General features: G+C 62.9%; 24 protein-coding genes and 1 pseudogene. 9 read left to right on the forward strand and 16 right to left on the reverse strand.

Annotation, left to right across the window (positions count from 1 at the left end; translation table 11 throughout):
• The 6 genes from V1289_RS04545 to rfaD all read right to left on the reverse strand — a co-directional run bounded on the left by V1289_RS04545 (position 1) and on the right by rfaD (position 8,312).
• On the reverse strand, positions 1–1,203 hold the full coding sequence (locus tag V1289_RS04545) for a glycosyltransferase family 4 protein (protein ID WP_334395817.1): 1,203 nt from the start codon (positions 1,201–1,203) through the stop codon (positions 1–3).
• A gap of 37 nt (positions 1,204–1,240) precedes the next feature.
• A complete protein-coding gene (locus tag V1289_RS04550) occupies positions 1,241–3,157 on the reverse strand; it encodes an SDR family NAD(P)-dependent oxidoreductase (protein ID WP_334395818.1) in 1,917 nt (638 codons plus the stop codon).
• An 84-nt stretch (positions 3,158–3,241) separates the two neighbouring features.
• Positions 3,242–4,552: an O-antigen ligase family protein gene (locus tag V1289_RS04555; protein WP_442896166.1), complete on the reverse strand. Its 1,311-nt coding sequence runs from the start codon at positions 4,550–4,552 to the stop codon at positions 3,242–3,244.
• Positions 4,552–5,838 carry an O-antigen ligase family protein gene (locus V1289_RS04560; protein ID WP_334395820.1) on the reverse strand — a complete coding sequence of 429 codons (1,287 nt, stop codon included), beginning with the start codon at positions 5,836–5,838 and terminating at the stop codon, positions 4,552–4,554. Before V1289_RS04560 ends, V1289_RS04555 begins: the two co-directional genes overlap by 1 nt.
• Positions 5,835–7,307, reverse strand: a complete 1,473-nt coding sequence (gene rfaE1 / locus V1289_RS04565) for a D-glycero-beta-D-manno-heptose-7-phosphate kinase (RefSeq protein ID WP_334395821.1) — start codon at positions 7,305–7,307, stop codon at positions 5,835–5,837. Before rfaE1 ends, V1289_RS04560 begins: the two co-directional genes overlap by 4 nt.
• 24 nt (positions 7,308–7,331) lie before the next feature.
• A complete protein-coding gene (rfaD, locus tag V1289_RS04570) occupies positions 7,332–8,312 on the reverse strand; it encodes an ADP-glyceromanno-heptose 6-epimerase (RefSeq protein ID WP_334395822.1) in 981 nt (326 codons plus the stop codon).
• Positions 8,313–8,474: 162 nt separating this feature from the next.
• Here rfaD and waaF point away from each other — a divergent pair, with 162 nt between their 5' ends.
• On the forward strand, positions 8,475–9,536 hold the full coding sequence (waaF, locus tag V1289_RS04575) for a lipopolysaccharide heptosyltransferase II (RefSeq protein WP_334395823.1): 1,062 nt from the start codon (positions 8,475–8,477) through the stop codon (positions 9,534–9,536).
• A complete protein-coding gene (locus V1289_RS04580) occupies positions 9,533–10,078 on the forward strand; it encodes a D-glycero-alpha-D-manno-heptose-1,7-bisphosphate 7-phosphatase (RefSeq protein ID WP_442895944.1) in 546 nt (181 codons plus the stop codon). The genes waaF and V1289_RS04580 overlap by 4 nt, the downstream gene beginning before the upstream one ends.
• On the opposite strand, the gene V1289_RS04585 is transcribed toward V1289_RS04580, so the two are convergent.
• Positions 10,060–11,118, reverse strand: a complete 1,059-nt coding sequence (locus V1289_RS04585; RefSeq protein ID WP_442895945.1) for a glycosyltransferase family 4 protein — start codon at positions 11,116–11,118, stop codon at positions 10,060–10,062. The genes V1289_RS04580 and V1289_RS04585 overlap by 19 nt on opposite strands.
• Positions 11,119–11,245: 127 nt before the next feature.
• Here V1289_RS04585 and galE point away from each other — a divergent pair, with 127 nt between their 5' ends.
• The 6 genes from galE (at position 11,246) to V1289_RS04615 (ending at position 17,809) form a co-directional block, all read left to right on the forward strand.
• Positions 11,246–12,259: a UDP-glucose 4-epimerase GalE gene (galE, locus tag V1289_RS04590; RefSeq protein WP_334395824.1), complete on the forward strand. Its 1,014-nt coding sequence runs from the start codon at positions 11,246–11,248 to the stop codon at positions 12,257–12,259.
• 108 nt (positions 12,260–12,367) lie between these two features.
• Positions 12,368–14,176 (forward strand): ABC transporter ATP-binding protein, encoded by a 1,809-nt coding sequence (locus V1289_RS04595; protein ID WP_334395825.1) that lies wholly within the window; start codon positions 12,368–12,370, stop codon positions 14,174–14,176.
• A gap of 46 nt (positions 14,177–14,222) precedes the next feature.
• On the forward strand, positions 14,223–14,924 hold the full coding sequence (locus tag V1289_RS04600) for a fumarylacetoacetate hydrolase family protein (protein ID WP_334395827.1): 702 nt from the start codon (positions 14,223–14,225) through the stop codon (positions 14,922–14,924).
• A 634-nt stretch (positions 14,925–15,558) separates the two neighbouring features.
• Positions 15,559–16,110, forward strand: a complete 552-nt coding sequence (locus tag V1289_RS04605) for an Mpo1-like protein (protein WP_334395828.1) — start codon at positions 15,559–15,561, stop codon at positions 16,108–16,110.
• Positions 16,107–17,156 (forward strand): NAD-dependent epimerase/dehydratase family protein, encoded by a 1,050-nt coding sequence (locus tag V1289_RS04610; protein WP_334395829.1) that lies wholly within the window; start codon positions 16,107–16,109, stop codon positions 17,154–17,156. Before V1289_RS04605 ends, V1289_RS04610 begins: the two co-directional genes overlap by 4 nt.
• A 26-nt stretch (positions 17,157–17,182) precedes the next feature.
• Positions 17,183–17,809 (forward strand): methyltransferase family protein, encoded by a 627-nt coding sequence (locus V1289_RS04615; RefSeq protein WP_334395830.1) that lies wholly within the window; start codon positions 17,183–17,185, stop codon positions 17,807–17,809.
• 20 nt (positions 17,810–17,829) lie between these two features.
• On the opposite strand, the gene V1289_RS04620 is transcribed toward V1289_RS04615, so the two are convergent.
• From V1289_RS04620 to V1289_RS04650, 7 genes and pseudogenes are all read right to left on the reverse strand, one after another.
• Complete coding sequence (locus tag V1289_RS04620; RefSeq protein WP_334395831.1) at positions 17,830–18,783, reverse strand: alpha/beta fold hydrolase; 954 nt, start codon at positions 18,781–18,783, stop codon at positions 17,830–17,832.
• A gap of 152 nt (positions 18,784–18,935) precedes the next feature.
• The gene (locus V1289_RS04625) at positions 18,936–19,553 is read right to left on the reverse strand and encodes a hypothetical protein (protein WP_442895946.1); all 618 of its coding nucleotides are present in this window, start codon (positions 19,551–19,553) and stop codon (positions 18,936–18,938) included.
• A gap of 387 nt (positions 19,554–19,940) precedes the next feature.
• On the reverse strand, positions 19,941–20,471 hold the full coding sequence (locus V1289_RS04630; RefSeq protein WP_334395832.1) for an ester cyclase: 531 nt from the start codon (positions 20,469–20,471) through the stop codon (positions 19,941–19,943).
• A complete protein-coding gene (locus V1289_RS04635; RefSeq protein WP_334407274.1) occupies positions 20,461–20,895 on the reverse strand; it encodes a VOC family protein in 435 nt (144 codons plus the stop codon). The genes V1289_RS04630 and V1289_RS04635 overlap by 11 nt, the downstream gene beginning before the upstream one ends.
• Positions 20,873–21,590: pseudogene (locus V1289_RS04640) on the reverse strand (SDR family oxidoreductase). The gene V1289_RS04635 and the pseudogene V1289_RS04640 overlap by 23 nt, the downstream one beginning before the upstream one ends.
• A 13-nt stretch (positions 21,591–21,603) precedes the next feature.
• Positions 21,604–22,206: a hypothetical protein gene (locus V1289_RS04645; RefSeq protein WP_334395834.1), complete on the reverse strand. Its 603-nt coding sequence runs from the start codon at positions 22,204–22,206 to the stop codon at positions 21,604–21,606.
• Complete coding sequence (locus V1289_RS04650) at positions 22,148–22,639, reverse strand: polysaccharide deacetylase family protein (RefSeq protein WP_334395835.1); 492 nt, start codon at positions 22,637–22,639, stop codon at positions 22,148–22,150. The genes V1289_RS04645 and V1289_RS04650 overlap by 59 nt, the downstream gene beginning before the upstream one ends.
• A gap of 107 nt (positions 22,640–22,746) precedes the next feature.
• On the opposite strand from V1289_RS04650, the gene V1289_RS04655 reads away from it, so the two are divergent.
• Complete coding sequence (locus V1289_RS04655) at positions 22,747–23,661, forward strand: LysR family transcriptional regulator (protein WP_334395836.1); 915 nt, start codon at positions 22,747–22,749, stop codon at positions 23,659–23,661.
• Here V1289_RS04655 and V1289_RS04660 read toward each other — a convergent pair.
• Both V1289_RS04660 and V1289_RS04665 read right to left on the reverse strand, forming a co-directional pair.
• A complete protein-coding gene (locus V1289_RS04660; protein ID WP_334395837.1) occupies positions 23,621–24,511 on the reverse strand; it encodes an SDR family NAD(P)-dependent oxidoreductase in 891 nt (296 codons plus the stop codon). The two genes, V1289_RS04655 and V1289_RS04660, sit on opposite strands and share 41 nt — an antisense overlap.
• Before the next feature lie 18 nt (positions 24,512–24,529).
• A complete protein-coding gene (locus tag V1289_RS04665; RefSeq protein WP_334407276.1) occupies positions 24,530–25,633 on the reverse strand; it encodes an alkene reductase in 1,104 nt (367 codons plus the stop codon).
• Positions 25,634–25,736 lie beyond the last annotated feature (103 nt).

Below are 25,736 nucleotides of genomic sequence, written 5' to 3' on the forward strand. Positions count from 1 at the left end.
TCAATCCGGGTTTCGCAAAAGCTCCTGGACCAGCGCTGCGTAGCTCGTCAGAGCCCGCTCGGGGCTGAAATTCCCGGCGGCTGCAACGGCGTTTTCGACCATCGATGGATCGCTCGAGGAAGCCGCGGCCCGGATCGCCTCTGCCAATTGATCGGGCATCCCCGGCGTCACGACCCAGCCGAGCTTGTTTTCCGTTACCGTGAGGGCGGCTTCCGCTTCCGGCTCGGAGACCAGAATGACCGGCCTTCCGACCGCGAGCAGATTGTAGAACCGGCTCGGCACCGAGACGCCGGCCACGTTGTTGCGATAGGGAATGAGCCAGACGTCCGCCGCGGCGAGAAACGCATCGAGATCGCCGTCCTCGACGCGGTCGATCAGGGTGACATTTGCAAGCCTTGCGTCGGACTGCATCGCCTGCAGCTGTTCGAAACCGACCCCCCAGCCCGACAGCAGGAAATGAATGTCAGGATCGTCCCGCAGCAATCGGGCCGCCTCGAATACGATGACGGGATCGTGGGTAAAACCAAGATTGCCGGAAAGCCCGACGACGAAGCGGGCCGAGACCTTCTGGCGAAAAGGATTGTCGGGCCGGATCGGACGAACACCGGGAACCAGCGTGGCCCAATTCGGAATGAACCGGATCTTGGCCTGCGTCATCCCGCCATAGCGCAACAGCAGTTTTTCGGTGTCGCGCCCGATAATGACGACGGCACTCAGCGTGCGAAACATCAGCGCATTCAGCCCGCGCATGAATTTCGCCAGCATCGATCCCGGCTTCAACAGGCCGGCCGCGACGAGAACCTCGGGATAGAGATCGTGCATGATCAGCACCGACTTCGCCCGCTTCAACCGGGCCGCGGCGGCCATCGCATAGGGCAGCATGAACGGCGCGGGAACGGTGAGCACCACGTCGCCGCGCCGCAACCTGGTCAACAGCGCCGCAAATATCCGAACCGTGAACAATAGCTCGGCGGTCGCGCGCTGGATCAGGGCGGCTTTCCCCGGCATCCAGTTCCTGATCTCTTCGACTTCCACCTGCCCCGATGACGCCGGCGATGCCGATCCCGGCGTGCCCGAAAGAACCAGGACTTCGGCGTCCCCTGCTACGCGGTTTGCGATCGCGGCCATGATCGCGGCCGTCGTGCTGTGATCCGGCGGATAATGCTGGCTGACAACGACGACTTTTCCGGACTTCTGCATCATGGCTTTCGAGACTGCCCGCGTTGCCGGCGAGGAGGGATTAAGCGGCGTTCGATCCGAATTCCGGCACGGCATCCTTCAGCACGGCCCTGATGGTGGCGCGGTCGTCCTTTGTGATCGCCTGTTCCAGCGCGGCGAGCCAATGGCGCAACGTCTGCATCGGCGGTTCGTTCGGCTTGGCCGCCATGATGCCGGCGACGCCGATTTCGACGGTCGGCTCCTGGCTCGCGAACAGGATCTCGTTCAGCCGCTCGCCCGGCCGCATCCCGGTGAACACCACCTCAATGTCGAGGCCGGGTTCGAGGCCGGACAGTCGGATCATCCGCTCGGCAAGTTCCACGATCTTGACCGGCTGCCCCATGTTGAGCACGTAGACCGAAACGTCGGGACGCGCCGGCGTCAATGCGTGCGTGGCCGCGGTGAGCACCAGGTCGCAGGCTTCGCGGATCGTCATGAAATACCTGACCATGTCCGGGTGCGTAACCGTGACCGGGCCGCCCGCCTCGATCTGCGCCTTGAATTTCGGCACCACCGAACCGTTCGACGCCAGCACGTTGCCGAACCGCACGGAAATCAGGCGCATATGCGGCTTGCCGCCCGACTGCACCGCCAGATCATGATCGAGCGCCTGGCAGTACATTTCCGCAAAGCGCTTAGTCAGGCCCAGCATCGAGACCGGTTCGATCGCCTTGTCGGTCGAGATCATCACCATCGCTTCCGCGCCGGCCGCCAGCGCCGCATCGGCGACGTTGACCGATCCGAAGATGTTGGTCTTGACCCCTTCGCTCCAGTCGCGTTCGAGAATCGGCACATGCTTCAGCGCGGCAGCATGGAACACGATATCCGGCTTGAAATCGTTCATCAGCCGCAGCACGCGTTCGCGATCCCGGATGTCCGCAATTCGGCCCTCGATCACAACCCCGGCCCCGCGCGCGGACAGCGCTTCGGTGACCGCATAGAGTGCGGGCTCCGAATTCTCGATGATCAGCAACCGGGCGGCACCGAACGTCGCGACGCGGTCGCAAATCTCCGACCCGATCGAACCGCCGCCGCCGGTCACGATGACGGCCTTTCCCTTCACCAGGGTCTCGAGACGCGCGTAGTCGATCTTCTCGCTGGAACGCAGCAGCAGATCCTCGACCACAACGTTGGTCAGCCGCGGCACGTCGCCGCTTTCCAGCGACGGCAGGCGGCTGACCATTAGTCCCAGCCGCTTCGCGCGCATCAGAACCGATTCGGGGTGGGCGTCGGGATCGAACGCCGACGGTGTCATCACGACGCGCGCAATCGGCTTGCCGCGCCTGTCATAGTCGCGAATCACATCCTCGACATCATCGATACCGCCGAGCACCGGCACATTGCGTATCGACTGACCGCGATCGGCGAACGACGGGGACAATACGCCGACCGGCCAAAGGTGCTTTACCGCACCACTCTCGATCCCGCGCAGCAGGACCTCGGCATCCGCGGCACGGCCGATCAACAGCGCGGACAATGCCCCTTCGGTACGGGCGTGGCGGCGAACCCGTGTATAGCGGAAATAGCGATAGCCAAAGCGCAACGCGCTCAGCGAAAATACCTCGAGAAACCAGTAGAGAACGATGGTTACCCGGCCGAGGAAAACCGGTCCATGAATGTTCGGCGCCACGAAAATAAAAACATAATCCATCACCACGAGCGCAAGCGTCAAAACCGAAGCGGCGCGCAGGATATTGAGGGCGTCGGGCAGCGAGATGAAGCGCCACTTCGTCGTCGTCAATTTGAAGACGTAGCAAACCACGACGCTGAACACGACGAAATAGGGCAGCACGCGCAGCAGAAGCGGCAGACGCGCGAAAAAGGCGTCGCTTCCCTCGAAGCGCAGGTAAAAGCTCGCGAACAATGCAAACGTCGTCGCCAACGCGTCATGGATCGCGATCAAAAGATTGCGTGATTTCAATTGCGTAAAACGCGTCATCTTATTGACCAACGACAAGATTATCCGAATTCGCGGGACGCCCCGGGCCCGCTGATAGCTTATCTCGCCGTCGCATGCCAGCGATCATGACCGGACCGCGCTTTCCGGTTCCCCGGCAACCCTGCCGATCTCCCTGAGCATCGCGCCGCCGGCAACACCGACGCCAAGCACGTACATCCAGCCTTCGTGAAAATCGAACAGGTGCGAGTTGAACAGCGAGCTGAAGAAGTTCTGCAGCACGACCATCAGGCCGATCCAGGCCAGCAGCCCTTCGCCGCGAAACAGCAGCAAATGCACGAGCCACATCGCGTAAAGGATGACGAACCCGACGGAGCCCCACTGTACCGCGACATTCAGGGTTTGGTTATGCGGATTCCCGATCACCTGGCCGGCGGCGAGCACCGCGGGGCCAGTGGCAGCCGCCTCGAACAGTCCGCGCGTCGATCCGGTCCCGTGCCCAATCAGCGGCGCCTCGGCGAAGAAGTGCAGCGATTTCCTGTAGAATTCCAGCCGGACGCCAATCGACGTGGGCTGATTGAGCTCCTTGTAGATCCGATAGTCCCGCGTGAACTTCTCGGTGGTTGCCTGCAATTGCGGCGATGCCATCCAGGCCAGCGCCGCCAGCACGACCGTACCTGCGAACAGGATGACGTTGGCGCGCCACTTCAGGTGCATCAGCGCAAAGACCGCGAGCATGACCGGCATCGTGACCAGCGCGGTGCGCGACACCACGACAAAGGCCATGTTGGCGATGAAGCTCGCGGCGATGGCGACCAGGAGCGGCGCCTGCCGGTTCTTCCTGTCCTGCAGCAGGGTAACGATCGGATGGACCAGCGCCACCGCACACAGGGCGAACTCCTGGCTCTGGTCGATGTAGTTCTTGACGAAGATGCCCCGTTCGGCGTCGCCGTGCTTGAGCGAGAGACCGGGGTCGAGCAGCACCAGCCAGGATACCGCCATCAACAGCGTGCAGGAGATCAGGAAGGCCGTAAACACCCACAGTCCGCGCGTCGTTCGCTCGAAGTGATAAAGCAGCAATGGCAGCGCGAGCAGCTTGGTGACCGGACTTAAGGCATAGAGGCGCGCGCCCCATGGCGCGTCCGACCACAGGGTTCCGACCGCAGCCAGCACGACGAGCGCGATCGGCAGAAGACAAACCGGTCGCTTCAACGAAGCCAAAAATGGGCGCAATTCCAGGGTCGGGACCAGCGCGGCAAGCCAGACCACCATGCCAATGGCGACGCCGCTGGTCGACCACGGCAGCAGCGCAGCGACCAGTACCGCGAGCAGGTCGACGTTCAGAATCCGGGCCACCGGATCATGCCGGGCTGAAAGCGCCAACGAAAACGTCGAGCCGATCGACGTTTTTTCCCGGCTTCGGTCATTTTGCGTCATCATGGCCCGAACGGCTCTGTCGATGCGCGGCGCTGTTTCGCTGCAAGCGTCATGCCGCCGGCCACTCCGACGCCTAGCACGTACATCCATCCTTCATGAAAATCGAACAGATGCGAATTAAACAACGAGGTGAAGATATTTTGCACGACGACCAGCAATCCGATCCACGTGGCGAGGCCTTCGCCGCGAAATAGCAGCAGATGAACGAGCCACATCGCGTAGAGCAGGACGACCCCGATCGTGCCCCACTGCACCGCGACGTTCAGCGTCTGGTTATGCGGATTGCCGATGACCTGGCTGGTCGCGGAATAGGTTATGCCGGTGGCGGCCTGCTCGAATAATCCCCGGGTCGAGCCTGTGCCGTGGCCGATGAAAGGTGCTTCCATGAAGAACCGCAGCGATTTTCGCCAGAACTCCAGCCGGATTCCGATCGATGTCGGAGCGTTTCCCGTCTTGTAGAGGCGATAGTCCGTAAAGAAGCTCTCGGTTTTCAACCGCAATTGCGGTGATGTCGTCCAGGCCAGTCCCGCCAGGAAAGTCACCATGCCAAAGATCATCAGGCTGGTCCGCCATTTCAGGTGCAGCAGCGCAAAAACCGCCAGCATGATCGGCATCGTGACCATCGCCGTCCGGGAAACGGTGACAAACGTCATGTTGACGACGAACCCAACCGCGATCGCGCCCAGCAACAGCGCCAGCCGGATCTTTTTCGCCCGCAGCAGGCTGATAACCGGATAGGCCAGCGCCACCGCGCACAGCGCAAACTCCTGGCTCTGGTCGATGTAGTTCTTGACGAAAATGCCGCGCTCGGCCTCGACGCCTGGCTTGAGCGAAAGGCCCGGGTCAAATGCCACGATCCACGACACCACCATCAGCAGGGCGCAGGACACCAGGAAGGCGATGAATACCCACATGCCGCGCGCGGACCGTTCGAAATGATAAAACAGCCCCGGCAGCACCAGCAGCTTAATGGTGGGGCTGACCGCGTAGAGCCGCGCACCCCACGGCGCGTCCGACCACAGGGTTCCGACCAGCGCCAGCCCCACGAGCGCGAACGGCAGGAAGCAGATCGGGCGCTTCAGCGATTGCAAATAGACGCCGTAGTCCAGCATCAGGGCAGCGGACCCGAGCCAACACAGCACGAAGATCGCAACCAGCGACGTCGACCAGGGCAGCGCCAGCGCGGTCAGCACCGCGAAGGCATCCGCTATCGTTACCCATGTCGCGGGCGACAGCCAAAGCCGCAGCACCCGCGATATCGGCGACATCGCAGCGTCCGCGCTCACGGCTTGCCTCCGCGCGCCCGATCGACCAGCGACGTCGTGCTGTGGCCCGGCAGGATGTCGACCAGCACGACTTCGCCGCCGCAGGCTTCGACGATCTCGTAGCCGACGACCTGCTCGCGGGTGTAGTCGCCGCCCTTGACCAGCACGCTCGGCCGCACCTTTGTGATCAGATCGATCGGCGTGTCCTCCTCGAACATCGCGACCAGATCGACCGCCTCCAGCGCCGCCAGCACTTCCGCCCGCGCGCGTTCGTCCTGCACCGGACGTCCCTCGCCCTTCAGCCGCCGCACCGAGGCGTCGCTGTTCAGCCCAACGATCAGGCGGTCGCAGGCGCGGCGCGCCGCGGTCAGTACCTTGACGTGGCCGGGATGAAGAATGTCGAAGCAGCCATTGGTAAAGCCAATGCGCAGGCCCTGCCTGCGCCAGTCCAGGAGATGCGCGCCGAGGTCGCCGCCGGCCGCAACGATTTTTTCCTCGGCGACCAATGCCGCATGCGGCAGGATTTTTCGCCGCAGCTCGGCCGCCGTGACCGTGGCCGTGCCCTTCTTGCCGACGGCGACCGCGGCGGCGGCATTCGCCATCCGCAGCGCGGTTTCCCAATCGGCCTTGGCCGCCAGCGTCAGCGCCAACGCCGCGGCAACGGTGTCGCCCGCGCCGGAGACGTCGCGTACCCTGACGGGCAGCGCCGGCACGTGGATCGCCTCACCGTTGCGCACGACCAAGGTCATGCCATGCTCGCTTTGGGTCACCAGCATGGCTTCGCAATCGGCCAGATACATCGCGTCCTGCGCCGCGGCGGCGATACTCGCATCGCTATCGGCACGGCTGCGGGTCGCCTCCGCGAATTCCCTGCGATTGGGGGTCAGCAGGGTGGCGCCGCGATAAATCGCGAAATTGGCGCTCTTGGGATCGACGATCACGCGTTTGCCGAGTTTTTTCGCGGCGTCGATGATGTTGCGGATCACGCGCGCCGTCAGCACGCCCTTGGCATAGTCCGAGAGCAGCACGATATCGGCGCGCGCAAGCTGCGGCAGGATGGCGTCAATCAGGTTTTGCTCGGTATCGGCCGCGGCGGGCTGTGCCTGCTCCCAGTCCGCGCGGAGCATGTGGGTGGAAAAATGCTCGGAGACGAACCGCACCTTTCGCGTCGTCGGGCGCGTGCGATCGCACACCAGAACTGCTTCGATCCGGTCTTCCCGCGCCAGCTCGGCCTTGAGTCTTGCGCCCGCCTCGTCGTCGCCGACCAGGCCTGCGAAGATGCAACGTCCGCCGAGCGAGGCGATATTGCGCGCCACATTGCCGGCGCCGCCGACATTGGTCTCGCTGCGCTGGACCGCAATCACGGGCGCCGGCGCTTCCGGCGAAATCCTGGACACCTCGCCATAGACGAATTCGTCGAGCATGAGGTCGCCGACGCAGAGCACGGTCTGGCTGGCAATCGCTTGCGACAGGGCTTCAAAATCGAACATGTTTTTTCGTATCCTAAAAGCCCGTCAGCGATAGCGATCGGCCGAATCGAGAAAACCCTTCACGTAGGCGCCGACCGCGTCTTCCAGCGCCGTGAAGCCGCCATTGTAGCCGGCGTGCCGCAGCCGATCGGCCTTGCTCTCCGTGAAATATTGATAGCTGCCGCGGATCTGTTCGGGCATGTCGACATAGTGGATGTTCGGTTTGCTGCCGAGCGCGGCATAGGCCGCGAGCATCAGATCCCGAAAACTGCGCGCGGTGCCGGTGCCGACATTAAACAGTCCGGATACCTGTGGCGTCGCCAGCAGCCACATGATCACGCGCACCACGTCGTCGACATAGATGAAATCGCGCCGCTGGTCGCCGTCCGCGATACCCTCACGGTGCGACTTGAACAACTGCACCGGGCGCCCGGCCTTCACATCGTCGAAGCGCCGCGCCAGCACGCTCATCATCGTGCCCTTGTGATATTCGTTGGGGCCGAGCACATTGAAGAATTTCAGCCCGGCCCATTGCGGCGGCAGTTTTTCGCCGCGCGCGGCGCGTTCGGCCAGCGCCATGTCGAACAGGTTCTTGCTCCAGCCGTACAGGTTCATCGGGCGCAGCCGCTTCAGCGCCTCGACCGATCCGTCATCGTCGAATCCGTGCTCGCCATTGCCATAGGTCGCCGCCGACGACGCGTAGATCAGCGGCGTCGCATTCGCCGTGCACCAGTCGAGCAGCCGCATCGACAGCCGGAAATTGGTCTCTATCACGAGATCGCCGTCAGTCGCCGTGGTCTCGGAAATCGCGCCGAGGTGAATGACGGCATCGAGCCGCCGGCCTTTCAGCCAGTCCGTCAATTCAGCCGGCGGCACGACATCGGCGAGCTGGCGCTTGGCCAGATTGCGCCATTTGCCGTCCTGTCCGAGTATGTCGCAGACCACGACATCGCTGCGGCCGGCGTCGTTCAACGCGGCCACGACGTTCGATCCGATAAAACCGGCGCCACCGGTCACCAGCAACATGCCATCCCCTGCCCTGATTGTGCGGCGCCAGCTTTGCCCCACTCGCGCCCGGCAGGCAACTTGGGTTGTTGGGCGTAGTGAAGGCGGCCGGCGTCACTTTACCTCCCGCCGAGGAGCGGTTACCGACGGGGCCGGAATCCGCCGGACGCTGCGCACAAAGATATGAACATAAATTCAATCGATGGGATCGAAACCGAGGATGCTGGCGATACCCGCCCGATCCTGATCGTCCCCTATATGTGGATCGGCGACTTCGTCCGCGGCCATACGGTGGTGCGCGTGCTCAGGAAGCGCTGGCCGAACCGGCCGGTCGATCTACTGGTGACCTCGCTTTGCGCCCCCTTGGTCGATTACATGCCAGGCGTCCGTTCCGGGATCGTCTGGGACCTGCCGCGCAGCCGGCTTTCGGTGGCCCGCCAGCGGGGGCTGGCGGCGGAATTGCGCGCGAACGGCTATGGAACCGCCCTGGTGCTGCCCCGCACCTGGAAGGCGGCGATTGCACCGGCGCTGGCCGGTATCCCGGAACGAGTCGGCTTCTTCGGCGAAGCCCGGTTCGGGCTCATCAACCGGATGCGCTGGGGCGAAAAGGCGCTGCCCCGGTTTATCGACAAGAATGCCGCGCTGGCATTGCAGGACGGCGCAAAACTGCCGCCGGAATGGCCGGTGCCGCAGCTTCGGGTTCCCCAGGACGAAATCGACCGCTGGCGACAGGCCAACGGGTTGGGCAGCGGCCCCGCGGTGGCGCTGGCGCCCGGCTCGGTCGGCGCATCCAAACGCTGGACCTATTATCCACAGGCCGCAAAACTTCTGGCCGAACGCGGCCTCGATGTCTGGGTGGTCGGCGGTCCTGGCGAAAAGCCGCTGGCGCACGAGATCACAGCGATCGGCGGCCCGCGCGTCCGCGACCTCACCGGGACCGATCTGCGCAATGGCATTCTGGCGATGGCCGCAGCCGACATCGCGATCTCCAACGATTCCGGCCTGATGCACATTGCGGCCGCGATCGGCACGCGGACCATGGGCATCTTCGGCCCCACCAGCCCCTACCTCTGGGCGCCGCTGAACGGCCTCGCCGCGACAGTGCTGCAGACCAAAACGGTGCTGCCGTGCCAGCCCTGCCAGCGCACGGTCTGCACCATGAACGACCATCGTTGCATGCGTGACATTTCCGCCTCCGACGTCGTCGAGATCACGCAACGCGTGCTGCGCGAGGCGACAACATGATGACCGTCATCGATCCAGCCCGTTCCATTCCAAGACCCGCCGCCTTTCTCGACCGCGATGGCGTCATCAACCATGACGACGGGTATATGGGCACGCGAGAGCGGATTCGCTGGATCCCGAATGCAGCGAAGGCAATCCGCCGGTTGAATGACGCCGGCTATTTCGTGTTCTTCTTCACTAATCAATCCGGCGTCGCGCGCGGTTACTTTACCGAGAATGACCTCAATAAGCTGCACGACTGGATGCTTGCCGAACTCGCCGCTCAAGGCGCCGTCGTTGACGACATCAGATATTGCCCGCATCATCCCGCGGGCACCGTCGCCGGCTATCTCGAAGACCATCATTGGCGCAAGCCCGCCCCTGGCATGATCCACGATTTGATGCAGCACTGGCAGGTGCGCCAGGAAGGCAGCTTTGTCATCGGCGACCGCAAGACCGACATCGAGGCGGCGGAGGCCGCGGGCCTGCCGGGCTTTCTGTTCAAGGGCGGCGACCTCGATGCGTTCGTCGCCGACGTGATGGCTCAGACGAGCGTACGATAGACCGCGGCGATCTGGTTCGCCTCCGCATCGAGGCTGAACTTTTCAACCACGCGCGCTCGCGCACGCATCCCCATCGCCGCGGCCGACGCCGGATCGCGCATCAGCGGCTCCAGCGCCGCCACCAGCGCGTCGACGTCGCCGGGCGGCGTCAGCACGCCGGTGACGCCATCCTCGACCACGAATTCGGCCGCGCCCGCCCGCGACGCCACCAGCGCCGCACCTGCCGCCATCGCCTCGATCAGCGTCAGGCCAAAGCCTTCGTTGCGCGAGGTGAAGGCGTAAATCGTCAGCCGCTGGTACCAGCGCTGCACCTGCTCGATCTCCAGCTCGCCGGTGATGACGATGCGCGACTGCAGCCCGACGGCCTCGATCCGCGCTTTCAGATCGTTGGCAAAACCTTGCTGTTCGGGCACGACAGCGCCGACGATCACGGCGGTGAAATCGGGATAGCGCGGCAGCAGCCGGCACATCGCGTCGACAAAAACGTCGCTGCCCTTTTGCGCGCGCACCCGGCCGAAGCAGCCGATCGCATAGCGGCCGGGTAATTTCGCTTCCGCGAACGCCGCCGCGCGGTCCGGCGGCGGCGCATAACGGTCGGTGTCGACGCCGTGCATCACCACCGTCGCTTCCCGCTTGAGGAAGCCGGCCGACAGCGCGCTGGTGGCGATGATCGCGTCGATCCGGCGGATCAGCCAGCGCGTCAAAGCGGTATGGTGCCGCTGCGCCGCCGAGGTGAACACCAGCTTCAGCGGCCAGCCCAGCGATCGCAGCAGCAGGCCCGCGATCATCTCGTCGTTGCGCCGCGCGTGCCAGATCAGTGGCGTGCGGTGGCGCCATAATTTCAGTAGTTCCGCAAACCCGATCCGCGCGATGCCGTCAGGCGCATGGGGCCCGAGCCACGCCGCGCGGAACATCCCGGCGAGTTTCGGCGCCACCATCCGGTTGGTCGCGGTGACGCCCGAATAGCGCCTGTGCAAATTCGGCACGATCAGCTGCAGACCTTGGGCCTGATTTTGGGCCAGATTGTTCTCGATCGGCACGTCGGGCTCCGTTTGGCGCAAGTTCCTATACGCAACATTAAGCATAGTGACCAGTTCGCAGCCCGCGAAACATACTCTTCACCGCGTCCCCGCTAGCATCCCACCCATAATCGGGAGAGGTGAGCTCATGACCGTGCTCGTCACCGGCGGCGCCGGCTACATCGGAAGTCATATGGTTCTAGCGCTGGCGGAAGCCGGCGAGAGCGTTGTCGTGATCGACAATCTGTCCACCGGATTTTCCGCCTTCCTGCCCGGAGGCGTGCCGCTGTTCATCGGCGACGCCGGCGACGAGAATCTCGTCGAGGGCGTGATCGCCCAGCACGGCGTCGAGAGCATCATTCATTTCGCCGGCTCCGTGGTGGTGCCGGATTCGATGCGCGATCCGCTCGCCTATTACCGCAACAACACCATGACCACCCGCAGCCTCCTCAATGCCGCGGTCAAGGGCGGCGTCAGCCGTTTCATCTTCTCATCGACGGCGGCGGTCTACGGCAATCCGGACCAGGTGCCGGTGCCCGAGCACGCGCCGACCCGTCCGCTGTCGCCCTACGGTTCGTCGAAGCTGATGACCGAGATCATGCTGCACGACGTCGCCTCCGCGCACGGCATGAGCTACGCCGTGCTGCGTTACTTCAACGTCGCCGGCGCCGATCCTATGGGCCGCATCGGGCTCGCTACCCTCGGCGCCACCCATCTGCTCAAGATCGCGGTCGAGGCGGCCACCGGCCAGCGCGCCAAGATCGACGTGTTCGGCACCGATTATCCGACACCGGACGGCAGCTGCATCCGCGATTTCATTCACGTCAGCGACCTGGCCCAGGCGCATCGCGCCGCGTTGTCTTACCTGCGCGGCGGCGGCACTTCGGTGACGCTGAATTGCGGTTACGGCCGCGGCTATTCGGTGATGGAAACCATCGAGGCGGTGCGCCGCGTCTCGTTGCGCAATTTCGCGGTTCAGTATGCGCCGCGCCGGTCCGGCGACATCATGGCCATGGTCGCCGATACCAGCCGCATCCGTTCGATGCTGGACTGGACGCCGCAATATGACGATCTCGACACCATCGCCGCCCACGCGCTGGCCTGGGAGGAGAAGCTGTTCCGCGAGCGCGGCGGCCTGCTCCAGCACGCGGAATCGGCGTAAAATCAAGCGCTTATTTGGCTTGAAAAACCGCGTCATTGCGGGCAAGGAGTCACCGCAGCAGCCCTGACACGCAGGTAGTCTTAAGCCTGCGCCGTCGATGGAACGCGGATGACCGAACTGCCAATGAAAATTACTGACGATCCCTACGGGGCGGCGATCTTGATTCGCCGCCTGGTAGCCGAACAGGGCCTGATTTATTGGCGACGTTATCTGCTGGCATTCGCCCTGATGGGGATCGCGGCGGCGACCACCGCCGGTTCCGCCTATATGCTCGGCCAAGTCATCAACAAGGCCTATGTCGACAAGGATGTGCGCGGCATCGCGATCCTGTCGCTGGTCACCATCGTGATCTTCACGCTCAAGGGAGCGGCGACCTACGGCCACACCGTGATCCTGCAGCAGATCGGCAACGCCATCCTCGCCAACAACCAGCGGGCGCTGTTCGCCAAGCTGATGAGCGAAAACATCGCATTCTTCTCCGAACGGCATTCCTCGGAATTTTTGGCGCGGCTGACCGCCGGCGCCACTTCCGTGACCCAGGTGCTCAATCTCCTGATCAACGCGATCGGGCGCGACCTGCTGTCGCTGATCGCGCTCGTCGTCGTCATGCTGACGACCGACCCCTATATGGCGCTGCTCGGTTTCGCCGTGGCGCCGCCGGCGATGATCGTGCTGCGCAAGCTGGTGAAACGCATCAAGGGCCTGGCGCACAACCAGTTCACCGGCACCGCCGATATTCTGGAAACCATGCAGGAATCCCTGCAGGGCATCCGCACCGTCAAGGCCTTCACGCTCGAAGCGTCGATGCGCGAGCGCATCGACGCCAGCATCAACGAGGTCGAGCGCAACGCCAACAAGATGGCGCGGGTTTCCAACCGCTCCACCCCGCTGATGGAAATGCTGGGCGGTTTCGCGATCGCGGGCGGCTTGATGTATGGCGGCTATCGCGTGGTCGCGATGGGCGCCTCGCCGGGCCAGTTCTTTTCGTTCCTGACCGCGTTCCTGTTGGCCTACGAGCCGGCCAAGCGGCTGGCGCGGCTCAACATCGAATTGAACAGCAACCTGGTCGGCGCGCGAAAACTGCTGGAAATCGTCGACAGCCCGTCCACCGAACCTGCCGAAGACGACAAGCCGGCGCTGCGACTGACCGACGCCCGCGTCGAGTTCCGCGACGTGACCTTCGCCTATCGCGCCAACGAGCCGGTGCTCCGCCGCATGAGCTTTGTCGCCGAGCCCGGCAAGACCACCGCCCTGGTCGGGCCGAGCGGCGGCGGCAAGTCGACGGTGCTGGCGCTGTTGCTGCGGCTCTATGAGGTCAACCAGGGCGACATCCTGATCGACGGCCAAGCGATCTCGGGCGTGTCGCGCCAGTCGCTGCGGCAGCAGACCGGCTATGTCGGGCAGGACGTCTATCTGTTCCGCGACACCATCGGCGCCAACATCGCCTTCGGCAAGGTCGGCGCGACGCAGGACGAGATCGTGGCCGCCGCCAGGGCCGCCTGCGCGCACGACTTCATCATGGGCTTTCCGCAGGGCTACGACACCCCGGTCGGCGAGCACGGCGCCCAGCTATCCGGCGGCCAGCGCCAGCGCGTCGCGGTGGCACGCGCCCTGATCAAGAACGCGCCGGTCATCCTGCTCGATGAGGCGACCGCCGCACTGGATTCGGAATCCGAAAAGGCGGTGCAGGAAGCGATCGAGCATCTCTGCCGGAACCGCACCACCATCGTCATCGCCCACCGCCTGCACACCATCATGCACGCCGACGCCATTCTGGTGGTCGAGGGCGGCGAGATCGTCGAGCACGGCCAGCATGACGACCTGTTGCGGCGCGGCGGCCGCTACGCCTCGTTCTTCCGCCTGCAGCATCGCGACACCGCCCTCCCCAGTCTGGCGCCGATCACCGCAACCGCGTAAAGCTAGCGCCTGCATTTCCGTAACCCACCCCGCCGAGACCATTTTCATGAACGCCACCTCCTACGTCATTCCCGCTCTCCCGCAGCCTTCGCTTCCCGTCGTCGGCGAACAGAAATCCTATCCGGTCCGCCGCATCTGGTGCGTCGGGCGCAATTATCTCGAGCACATCCGCGAGATGGGCAATGACGAGCGGGCGCCGCCGTTCTTCTTTGCCAAGCACGCCGACATGCTGGTGCCGGACGGCGCCACGATTCCCTACCCGCCGCTGACCAAGGACCTGCATCATGAGGTCGAGCTGATCGTCGCGATGAAGAGCGGCGGCCTCAACATCTCGGCCGACAAGGCGCTCGACCATGTCTACGGCTATGCGGTCGGCATCGACCTCACCCGCCGCGACCTGCAGATTGCCTCGCGCAAGAAGGAGCGGCCGTGGGAAGTCGGAAAATCCTTCGACTATTCCGCGCCCTGCTCTGCGCTGCAGCCCGCTTCCAAGATCGGCCATCCTTCGAAAGGCAAGATCTGGCTCACGGTCAACGGCACCGAAACCCAGAAGGGCGACCTCACCGAACTGATCTGGAATGTGCCGGAAATCATCTGGCAGCTATCGCAGCAGGTCGCGCTCGCCGCCGGCGACATCATCATGACGGGAACGCCGGCCGGCGTCTCCCAGCTTCACCCCGGCGACAAGATTGAATGCGGCGTCGACGGCGTCGGCACGCTGAAGGTTTCGATCGGCAACCCGGAATAAAGCTGGCGACATTCAGAAATCAAAAAGGCCCCGGAACTGTCCGGGGCCTTTTTTGCATGCAGGTCATGCCAACGAGCGACCCGTCGCTGAATTCGACGGAATCTCGGCAATCTTCACTTTCTTGCTGTCATTGCGGCTCGCTTTGCGGCTACTCGGCGGGTTCGCGCAGACTATGTTCCAATTCCTCAATCAGCCACGCGAACCTTACCGAGGTCGTGGGATCAGATGCTCCCCGCTTCAGCAATCGTTGCCAGCAGGAAAAATCATTGGGTCGCTCCTTTCTGTTCCCTGCAATCTACCCCTTCTCGATCTCGGGTATTATCCTGCGCCAATTGGAGGTACTCTGAGGCTGAACGGCAACACCTGCGAGAAAAATTCGGCGCAACGTGCGGCCATTCCGGAGACCCGTTTCATGATCTACCTTGTAGTCTGTTAGTCGTTTGAATTACCGCACGATTTTTGAATGCCGGCGGCGGCGTCGCGCGCTCGATGGGCACAGCGAACATTCGTGGGCGCGCTTTGACTTGAGGCTGATTCCCACGTTTAACTGCCACCATGTTTCCGCCGGGGGCTTTCAAATGCGCCTGATAAATCTTGTCGCCTCTGCCGACACAACAGGTGAAGCGAGCGGCGCATGAGTTCATATTTTCGGCGGCAGCTTGCGGATTACGTTGAATATCATCGCGACCCCTGGAATTGCGCGATGCATGTCTTGGGCATCGTGTTATTGTTCCTGGCTGCCGTTCTTCCGCTCAGCCTGTGGTCCATCACCGTATTCGGGATCCAAACCAGCGTGGCGACCATCGCTGTTGTACCGGTGCTCATCTATTGGTTCCTGCTCGATTTCGCGCTTGGGGCCGCGATCATAGGGGCTTCGATTGTATTGCTTTCAGCCGCTGCCATGATCGTTAGTCATGCGACGACTGCCGGCATGTGGTCGCTTACCGCCATCATGATTGTGATTGGCGTTGCATCGCAGATTATCGGGCACCGGGTGTTTGAGCGTCGGCAACCGGCGCTGGTCGACAATCCGACCCATCTGTTGCTCGGACCGACATTTGTAATGGCGAAATTGTTTATCGCGCTCGGATTTCGCCGCGATCTCGCCATTATAATTCAGGAGCGTCCGCAAAGCTCTTCATCGTTTTCTCAACAAGGTCGGCTTGAGCCGCACCCGCCTGCATGACACGGATACTGGTTACAGGCGGCAGCGGCTTCATCGGAAAGTACCTCGTTTCGGCGCTTGTCGCGCGAGATCGACAGGTGAGGGTTCTCGATCTTCACCTACCGCCCCGCGCCTTGCCCCAGGTTCAGTATGTCGGCGGGTCGGTACTTGATCGGGAGTTGGTGCACAGTGCGATGGACGGAATCGACGAGGTTTATCATCTTGCCGGGCTGCCCGGAATGTGGCTGCCCCGAAAGGATGATTTTCATACCGTCAACTGCGGTGGCACCGAAATTGTCATTGAGACGGCGCGCAAGCGCGGCGTAAAGCGCTTCTTGCACTGCTCGACAGAGTCCATTCTGTTCCGCGCCTCGCCGTTGAGCGCTTCTCTCGCGGACGATGCGTTCCTGCCTGACGACATGCCGGGTCCATATACGCGCTCGAAAATGCTCGCCGAACGGTTCGTTATGCAGGTCGCGGCATCCGGGTATCCGGTGGTTATTGGCTGTCCGACGATGCCGATCGGGCTTCATGACCACAATGTCACCCCGCCGATGGCGATGCTCCGGCATTTTCTCGGCCGCCGTCTTCAATTGTATCTTGATTTCGTCGTGAACCTCGTCGATGTGCGCGACGTCGCCGAAGGGCTGATGCTTGCCATGGAGAGCGGACAGGTTGGACATCGTTACATCCTCGGCGGCGAAACCATCCCGCTGAAACGGGTTCTCGAACTCATGGCGGCGATCAGTGGCCGCCGCGCTGGGCGCCTCAAGGTTAGCGGCCGACTTGCCGAAATGGTCGCCGCAACGTTGGAATTCATCGCCGATAATGTGACAGGCCGACCTCCCTCCGGTACCGCCGAAGGCGTTCGGATTGCATTGCGGGCCGAGGCCTTGTCGATCGGTAAAGCGCGACGCGAGCTTGGCTACGCGCCACGCCCCGTCGAACCCGTGTTGCGGGAAACCATTGCGCATCTGCTCGGCGCCGGCCAAAATCAGCCCGAACGGGGCTCATCGGCGAGCCCGAGTACCCAACCGCTTCACACCACACGCCGATTTGGCATTTGATCCAGTCGCGCGATACGGTGTCTGACATGCTGCACGATCCCCGCCAATGGTTAGCTTTCGTCTGGAGTGGCTGGACCGCTACCTGGCCTACCCAGTTGCTCGCGGTGATCTGGATTGCATGGGTCGTCAGCTGGGTCTTGGCGTCTTTCTGGTCCGGTCGTACGAAGAAACAGGTGATGACCTGGGACTCGCGGAGGTACCGCATTCCCATTTTCGCGGGCGCCGTTCTTTTCACGCCCTGGACAAGTCAGGTGTTGGGCGAAAAGCCGCTCTGGCAATTTGGTAATTTCGGTGTCTACGTGATGGCGGCCCTGACGCTTGCCGGGATCTCCTTCACATGGTGGGCGAGAATTCATCTCGGGCGCTTTTGGTCGAACGCGATCACTCGCAAAGAGGGCCATCGGGTTATTGACACCGGCCCATATGGCCTCGTGCGTCACCCGATCTATACCGGGCTGATCGCGGGAATGCTGGCGACAGGCATTGCGGTCGGAACACTGACCGCGATGCTGGGTGCGGTGCTGATCTCGCTCGGCATGTGGCAGAAGGCCCGCATGGAGGAAGGCTTCCTCACGACTGAGCTCGGCGCCGAAGCGTATGGATCGTATTGCCGGCGCGTTCCGATGCTGGTTCCATTTCTGCCACCCGGCTGACGCCGCAGGACAGCCGCCAGTCAACGTTTCGGCGGCGGCGGCGTCGCAGCCGCCGAGACAGGCGGCACGAGATGGCGTGGAACGATGACGCGCTGGCCAAGCGGCAGCGGTGAACTATCCGACAATTGATTGGCCTGGGTGATGGACCAGAGCGGCACGTGGTTGAGCGCTGCAAGCCGCGGCAAGGTATCGCCCGAACGGGCAAACTGCTGCGTGCCGCTGTCCCACAGCTCAAGTGGAGCGTCGGAGGGGACGACGTAGCGAAGCGGCATCGCCTCGTCCTTGGTTTTCAGCGGCGTCATCGCCAGTTGCGCAATCACATTCACCAATTGTTCGTGGATAGTATCCATCTTGTCGATGTTGATGTGGGTGACTTCCTCGTGCTCCTTCAGATCGAAGCTCGCGTAGTGACCCTGATAACCTGGTTCCGCCACCACATCACCGCCGCCCAGCACGCTGTTGGACAGGAAAATGTTGATGTAACGGTCAACGTTAAGCGGCACGTTCGGGCTTGCGTGAGCGGGATCAATCGTGACGACCAGGCTCACCGGGATGTTTTCTGACTGCAGTATGTCGGCGAAGGTCAAGGCGCAAAGTCCGCCCATCGAATGGCCGATCAGGACGATCGGCGCGGGATCGCCACGGAAGTCGCGAATGGCCTGGGCGGCGACGAGCCGGCAAATCGTGAACTCGTTGACGTCGGCCCGGATACCGGCCTGTTCGAGACGCTCGGTGAGGCGGTCCATCCCGCGCGAGAAGATCGGACCCAAGGCGCCACGGAACAAATACACGCGCGCCTGCGGCTGGGTTGCAGACTGCGTGGCACCTGACGGTACCATGGGCGCGGCCGTTGCGGGTGCATCGGTCGAGTGCGCAACCGGACTGGCGAGCGCCAGATCGCGACTAGACGAAAAGATGCAGGCGGAAAGAGTCGCCCAGATCACTACGGCCGCAACTTGCGTCGGATTGCTCACGCGCTTCCACCTGCCACTTTGACGTACAGGCACGCCGGACCATGAATGCCGGCGGGCCACGCCACCCAGCGATCCCGGATGATTTATCGTCGAGGAATTGGTAGAATTTGCGGCGCGCTCCTCGCGCAGGTGACAGCACTCGAACCGAGCTATTACCTCACCGCCGCGGTGCTTGCCGTACCGGGTCTCACCGCGCTTGCTTCTCCAGGCCGGCGCGGCTTCTGTGCCCCTGAAGCAGGTACCGATCGGCCGAAGACGACTGCGTCGATGGCGCTGATCACCTTCTGCTGCATGATCTGGTTCTTATCGATCGATATGTGACCGACGCCAGGCACGTCCTGCACGTTGACATTCTCAAGCGTGCCCTCGAATTGCTTGTTCTTCTCGACCGGCGTGCCGGCGCCGTTGGCGATGTAGAAGTTTATATAGCGCCCCACACGTCCCGAAAGGCTGGTGCGAAAGACCGAATCCAGGCCGATTGCCAGCTTAACGGGAGCACCAAGCCGATCCAGTTTCGTAACCATGTCGGGTAGCGCGGTCGCGCCCGAGGAATGCCCAACCAGAATGATAGTCTTAAGCGTGCCACTTTTGTATTCGGCCGCGGCTTCGTCGGCGAGCGACGACCATGAGGCGAAGTTCGCGACAGTGACCGGGATGCCCTGCGCCTGCAGCTTTGCCGCAATGTCATCCAGACCCAGAGAAAAAATATTTAGCACGCCGCGGAGCAGATAAACATGAGCAGTCGAGGCTCCCGAGGCGGGTTTCGTCACGGCTCGCGCGGGGTTCACACCGATCGGAAGAAGCAGCAGGAATGCGATCGCTATCGCTTGCAGCCGACGCCATGATGCCCGGCTGAGAAAGGAGGGCCGACCGAAAAATCCGGCGTCGCCGCGATTTAGCTTCATTGCTTGTCCTCGAAGGCTGCGAAGTGTTGCGCCGGGTGACCGTAGCGCCCGCGTACACGGAACTGCAACAAGAGTGGGGTGAGCAGTTGCGATTTTGTCGACACAACGTGTCTCTACCGCAACACAGATTTCGAAATTCCTCAATGGCTATCGCTAGGTGCGGCGCAAAGTGGCCGTTCATACGCAAACAGCATCCAACGACGAGCACGACCCGGTTTCATGTCCCCCTTGGCTCGCCGTTCATGAAGCAACCTAGGCAGCGCCCATCTGCTGGAGCAGTGTCAGATTATCTTCGATATGCCAGTTGTCGGTGATGCGGCCGTTCTCGACCTTGACGAGGTCGGTGGCGATGAACGAAATGGCTTGACCCTGACCCCGCGCCTGACCGAACGTGCCGGTGAAGTGTCCGGCAAAGTGCATGTGCACGGTGACATAGTCGCCGGCGACAATCATCTTCTCGACGGTCACCGTGAGGTCGGGCACGGCGGCGCGGAAATGGCGCGAAGCGAAGGCAGGCCCCTCGGGTCCCTGTGGACGGCCTGGCGGCAAGGTGCGGTCGGTGAAAGTCGGCGCGATAGCCTGCTTCAGCAAAGCCTCATCGCCGGTGTTCCAGAAATCGTAGAACGCGCGGGCAGCCTGGATGGTCGCATCGCGTTGCGCGTCGGGAATCGGTGCGGCGATGACGAGTTCGTTGACCTTGACGCCGTCGGCGGCGATGGCGGGTGTTGACAGCGAGAGCGCCAGCGCGGTGAAAATCCCGAGATTTGAAAGCCTATTGGTCATTGGTCTGCTCCTGATGTGTGGAGGGGGAGGCGGTTTTTGTATCGCGAAAAACCAGTTCCAGAAGGATTCCCGTGGGCGTCCGAATGAAGAGGCGGCGCTCACCGAGCTCCGGCAACTCCATTCGTGAATAGAGGATACCGAGGCCATCCAGCTTGCGGCGCATGCCGTCATGATCGGCAAGACGAAAGCCCACGTGGTCGATGGTCTCACCCGTGCGATCGGTCGGGCCGCCATGGCCCGGAATCAGATGCACGACAGGGTCGCCATCGGCATAGAGCCAATAGCCGGGAAAGGAGAAGGCCGGCCGATAGCCTGGCCTCAAATCCAGCACGGCTTCCAGGAAGGCGCGAGTGCCTTCAAGATCGTTGGAGCGCAGCGTTACGTGATCAAGCATGGGACCCTTACGCAATGGCGCCGCCACCATCGACACGCACTGTCGAACCGGTGGCGAAGGGCGTCGTGACAAGGAACATCACCGCATTCGCGATATCCTCCGGCTGGCCGACCCGGCGCGCCGGCAGGCGTTGCGCCGCACTCGCGAACATCGCGTCGCGTTTGTCGTCGGGCATGGCGGACCACAGCGGCGTCGCGATCAGGCCCGGCGACACGGCGTTGACACGCACAGGCGCCAGCTCCAGCGCCAGGCCCCGGGCCAGCGCTTCAAGCGCTGCGTTAATTGCGCCCTGCAACACCGAATTCGCAGAGGGCCGAACGCTCAGGAAGCCCGAGACGAAAGTCAGCGATCCACCCTCGCGAATCTTCGCGGCGCGCGCGACGCGATAGGCGCCCCAGAATTTGCTCTCCATGGCAATCTTCGCGTCGGCGAGGCTCAGGCCCCCGCACCGGCCCGCTCGGCGTCTGTGCGGCCGAGACGACGATATGGTCCCAAGGCGCTTCGTCGGCGAAGAAACGTTCGACCGCCGCCACATCGCCGGTATCGAGTGCGACAGCGCGCGCCGTTTTGCCGAGCGTGTTGACCGCGGATTCGAGCTTTGTTTGCGAGCGTGATGCGATCGTTACCGCCGCGCCGGCCTCGGCTGCGGCTGCAGCAATGGCGAGACCGATTCCGGAGCTACCGCCGACCACCAGGACGCGCGCGTGATTCAGTTTAGCTGACATGAGGATCTTCCTTTCAGGCTGCAGGTCCGGGCAAGCCCGTTACGTTCGGCGAGCCGCGTTCGATGACGGGCGTGTCGGCGCGATGATCGAGCGCCCAGCGGGCGATCTCGTCCTTCCGAGCGAACCAGACGCCCTCCTTGCCCTTCGCGTAGGTAAGGAAGCGGTCGAGGGCGCGAACCCGGCCGGCGTGGCCGGAGATGCGGTCGTGCAGGCTGATCACCATCATGCGCCGCCGATGTGCGCCTTCCTCGAAAAGCTGGTCGAATTCATCGCGCAGCGCTTGCTCGTAGGCGGCCGGATTCCAGCCCTCGAACGGGAAGGAGACGATGTCGTTCATGTGGAAAGTGTAAGGAACGGTCACAAAATCCCGTCCGCGCACCGGGATGATGAACGGTTCGTCGTGGCTCGGCTCGTCGATGTGATAGAGGAAACCGAAATCCTGCAGCGTCTCCAGGATGTGAATGGAGTTGCGCATCCAATAGGCGTTCCAGCCGAGCGGTTTCTCGCCGGTGATCTTCTGGATCGTCTCGACGCTGTCGGCGATGAAGCGTTTTTCCTCATCGCGTGAGAGTCGGTAAGGAATTGTCCCAAACGCGGCCGTGGGCGGCAGCCTCATGACCGCGGCGCACGATCTCCCGGGCGAGATCGGGCGAGGTCTCGACCGCTTTGCCGATCATGAACGACGAGAGCTTGATCCCGTGCTTGTCCATCAGGTCGAGCACGCGGGGAATGCCTTCGTAGTGGCCGTAAGCGAAGAAGGCGTTGGTCGGCAGGTCGGGCACGCCATCCTCGATCTTGTCGGGGATCACGCCGCCGGCCCCCGAGATCGGCTGGCCGCCGCCCTCGAACATAAGCGAGAAGCTCACCGCCAGCCGAGCACCGTTCGGCCAGAAGCCGGCTGCATTGCGGGCGGAAGCGTCTACGGTTGCCGTTGCGGCCTGGGCTGCACCCGTCAGGCCGGATCCAACCGCAAGCACCGCGGCCGCGCCAACGGTTCGAAGGGTCTCACGGCGAGTAAGATGCAAATCGTTGCCAGCAGGATAAATCATTGGGTCGCTCCTTTCTGTTCCCTGCAATCTACCCCCTGTCGATCTCGGATATTATCCTGCGCCAATTGGAGGTACTCTCCACTAATGGGAAAGTATGGGGAGCAGACATGCTGGACGACATCACCGAACTGCGCACATTTGTCCGGATTGTCGGAGCGGGGAGCCTGTCAGCGGCCGGCCGAGAGATGGGTCTTGCGCTCAGCGTCGTCAGCAAGCGACTTGCGATGCTCGAACGCCGGACTGATATGCGTCTCATTGCCCGCAGCACCCGCCACCTTGCGCTGACTGAAGAAGGGCAGGCTCTCTACGACAGAGCCCAGCGCATCCTGGCTGAGGTCGACGAAGCCGAGATAGTGCTGACGCATGGCCGCGTCGAGCCACAAGGCGTGTTGCGGGTGAGTGCGCCGGTTGCGCTTGGCCGCGCTCATGTCAGCCCCGTCTGTCGCGACCTCGTTCGCGCGCATCCAAAGGTGTCGGTCGATCTCACGCTTACCGATCGCCTGGTGGAGCTGATCGACGAAGGCATGGATGTCGTCGTTCGGATCGGCGCGCCGAAGGACTCGGGCCTGGTCATGCGGAAGCTGGTCGACAACCACCGCATTGTCGTGGGTGCGCCGGACTATCTGGACCGGCACGGGACGCCGATGGCGCCCTCAGACCTGGAAGCTCATGAGTGTCTGCAGTATCGCGGCGTAGGAACCCATTGGCGCCTGGTGGGGCCTGGCGGCGAGGCGGCCGAGATCCGGGCCGCCTCCCGCCTGCGGTGCGACAGTGGCGAGGTGGCGCACGATTGGGCGCTCGCCGGTTGCGGTCTCATCATAAAATCCTGGGTGGACGTGGAGCCTGACTTGCTCGCGGGCCGTCTGGTCCGTGTGTTGCCCGCGTGGCGCAGCGACCCTGCGCCTGTTTGCGCACTCTTCCCTTCAAATCGCCAGCTTCCGACGCGGGTGCGACTATTTCTCGATGCCATGGTGGATCGGCTCAGCAGGTATTCCGGTGGCCATCGCGATGTGGGATCTTGACCGGCGTGGAGCGTCGCTGACCGATATTGATTACAACGGGCTGTAAATCGGCCTTCAGTAACGCCAACCCCATCTTTTCAGTCGCCATCGCCGCGATGCGGACAACCAGGCTGCGGGGCAACAGCCGTGGCAGCCAGGTTGCGAACCGTACGCTCGGCCGTCCAGGATAGGCCACGGCCTTTCCCTGGTCGAAGGCGCGAAGGATGCCGCGAACCACCATTTCGGGCGTGTCGAAAGATCGGTCGGACATCGTCGTCGGCGTGCCCTCGAAAAAGCTGGTCGCCGTCGGTCCCGGACAGGCCGTCATGACCCGAACTCCTGCAGGGGACAGCTCATGTTGCAGCGCTTCGCCAAAATGGAGGACGAAGGCTTTCGACGCGGCGTAAGTCGCCATGTATGGCAGCGGCTGGAAGGCAGAGTTCGACGCGATATTGATGATTCCACCCCGACCGCGAGCGGCCATGGCCCGGCCGAACCGATGGCTGAGGCCGACCAGCGCCTGTACATTGACCTGAATGCTGGCCTGTTGCTTGGCGTGGTCATGATCAAGGAAACGGCCCGACAAGCCCAGGCCCGCGTTGTTGATCAGAAGGTCGACCGGCAGGCTGTTTTCGGCCAACTCCGCATAGATGTCGTCGATGCCCGTGGGATCGGCGAGATCCGCTGCGATCACGTAGCACTTCACGCCGTACTGGGCGGTAAGCCGAGCCGCGAGAGTCTGCAACGCATCTTTGGAGCGGGCGACCAGGACCAAATCGGCGCCGCGCCTGGCCAGCTCTTCGGCAAATGTCACTCCCAATCCCTTGGATGCGCCGGTGATCAGGGCCGTCGAACCTTCATATTTGAACATCTCGCTCTCCCTGAGCCGTCAGGCGGCTTGTTGCATGGGTTGGTAGTCGGTGTAGCCGTGATCCTCGCCGCCAAAGAGCGTGGCGGGGTCGAAATTGGCCATCGGAAGCCGCTGCGCCAGGCGGGCGGGCAGGTCGGGATTGGCGACAAACGGACGTCCGAAGGCGACGAGGTCCGCGTAGCCGCGCTTAAGCACCCAGTTGGCGCGCTCAATATCGTATTTGCCGGCCACGATGATCGAACCGCTGAAGCGACCGCGGACCTCTTTGCGAAATTCCTCGGTGAACTGTGGAGCGTCGTCCCAGTCGGCTTCGACGAGATGCACGTAGGCAACCTGAAGCGCCTGAAGAAATTCGACCGCCTCCAGGATTGTGGGCAGGATATCCGGGCAAGCCATGCCGCGCGCGGTGAGAAAGGGCGCCAAGCGGATGGCCGTTCGATTTGCACCGACCTCCATCGCCACTTCGGAAACCAGCTCTTCGAGAAAACGCAGGCGGTTCTTCCGCGAGCCACCATATTCGTCTGTCCGAACGTTCGACGTGGTGCGCAGGAATTGATCGACGAGATAGCCGTTGGCGCCGTGGATCTCCACGCCGTCGAAGCCTGCGTCGATCGCGTTACGCGCGGCGCGCCTGAAGTCCGCAATGATGCCAGGGATCTCGTCCCTCTCCAGCGCTCGCGGCGTTGGACAGTCGACCATTTCCCCCCTTCCCGTCGCTGGGTCCACCTTCCAGATCTTGCCTTCAAACGCCACAGCCGAGGGCGCAACGGGCAGTTCGCCGTTGTGAAAATCGGGATGCGACATCCGACCCACGTGCCACAGCTGCGCGAATATGCGGCCGCCTTTGGCGTGGACGGCTTGGGTCACCAAACGCCATCCCGCCACCTGCTCGGGGCTGTAGATCCCCGGCGTGAACGAGTAGCCCTTGCCTTGGGGCGAAACCTGGGTCGCTTCGGTGATGATGAGCGCGGCGGAGGCCCGTTGCGCATAGTATCGGGCGTTCCTTGCATTGGGCACGTCGCCCGGGTGGGTGCTCCGGGCCCGGGTCATCGGCGCCATCACAACACGATGGGATGCTTCGCGGCCGCCGATATGAACCGAGGTGAAAAGAGGTGACGTCATCGCAGGGCTCCTTCTGTTGCCCCTCGATCTAAATCTCTTCGATAAAAGGGCCAATCCCTCGCAATGGACAAACACCCTCCACATTTTGGAAAGAATGCTTTCG

This window comes from Bradyrhizobium sp. AZCC 2289 (assembly GCF_036924615.1).
Classification (GTDB): domain Bacteria; phylum Pseudomonadota; class Alphaproteobacteria; order Rhizobiales; family Xanthobacteraceae; genus Bradyrhizobium.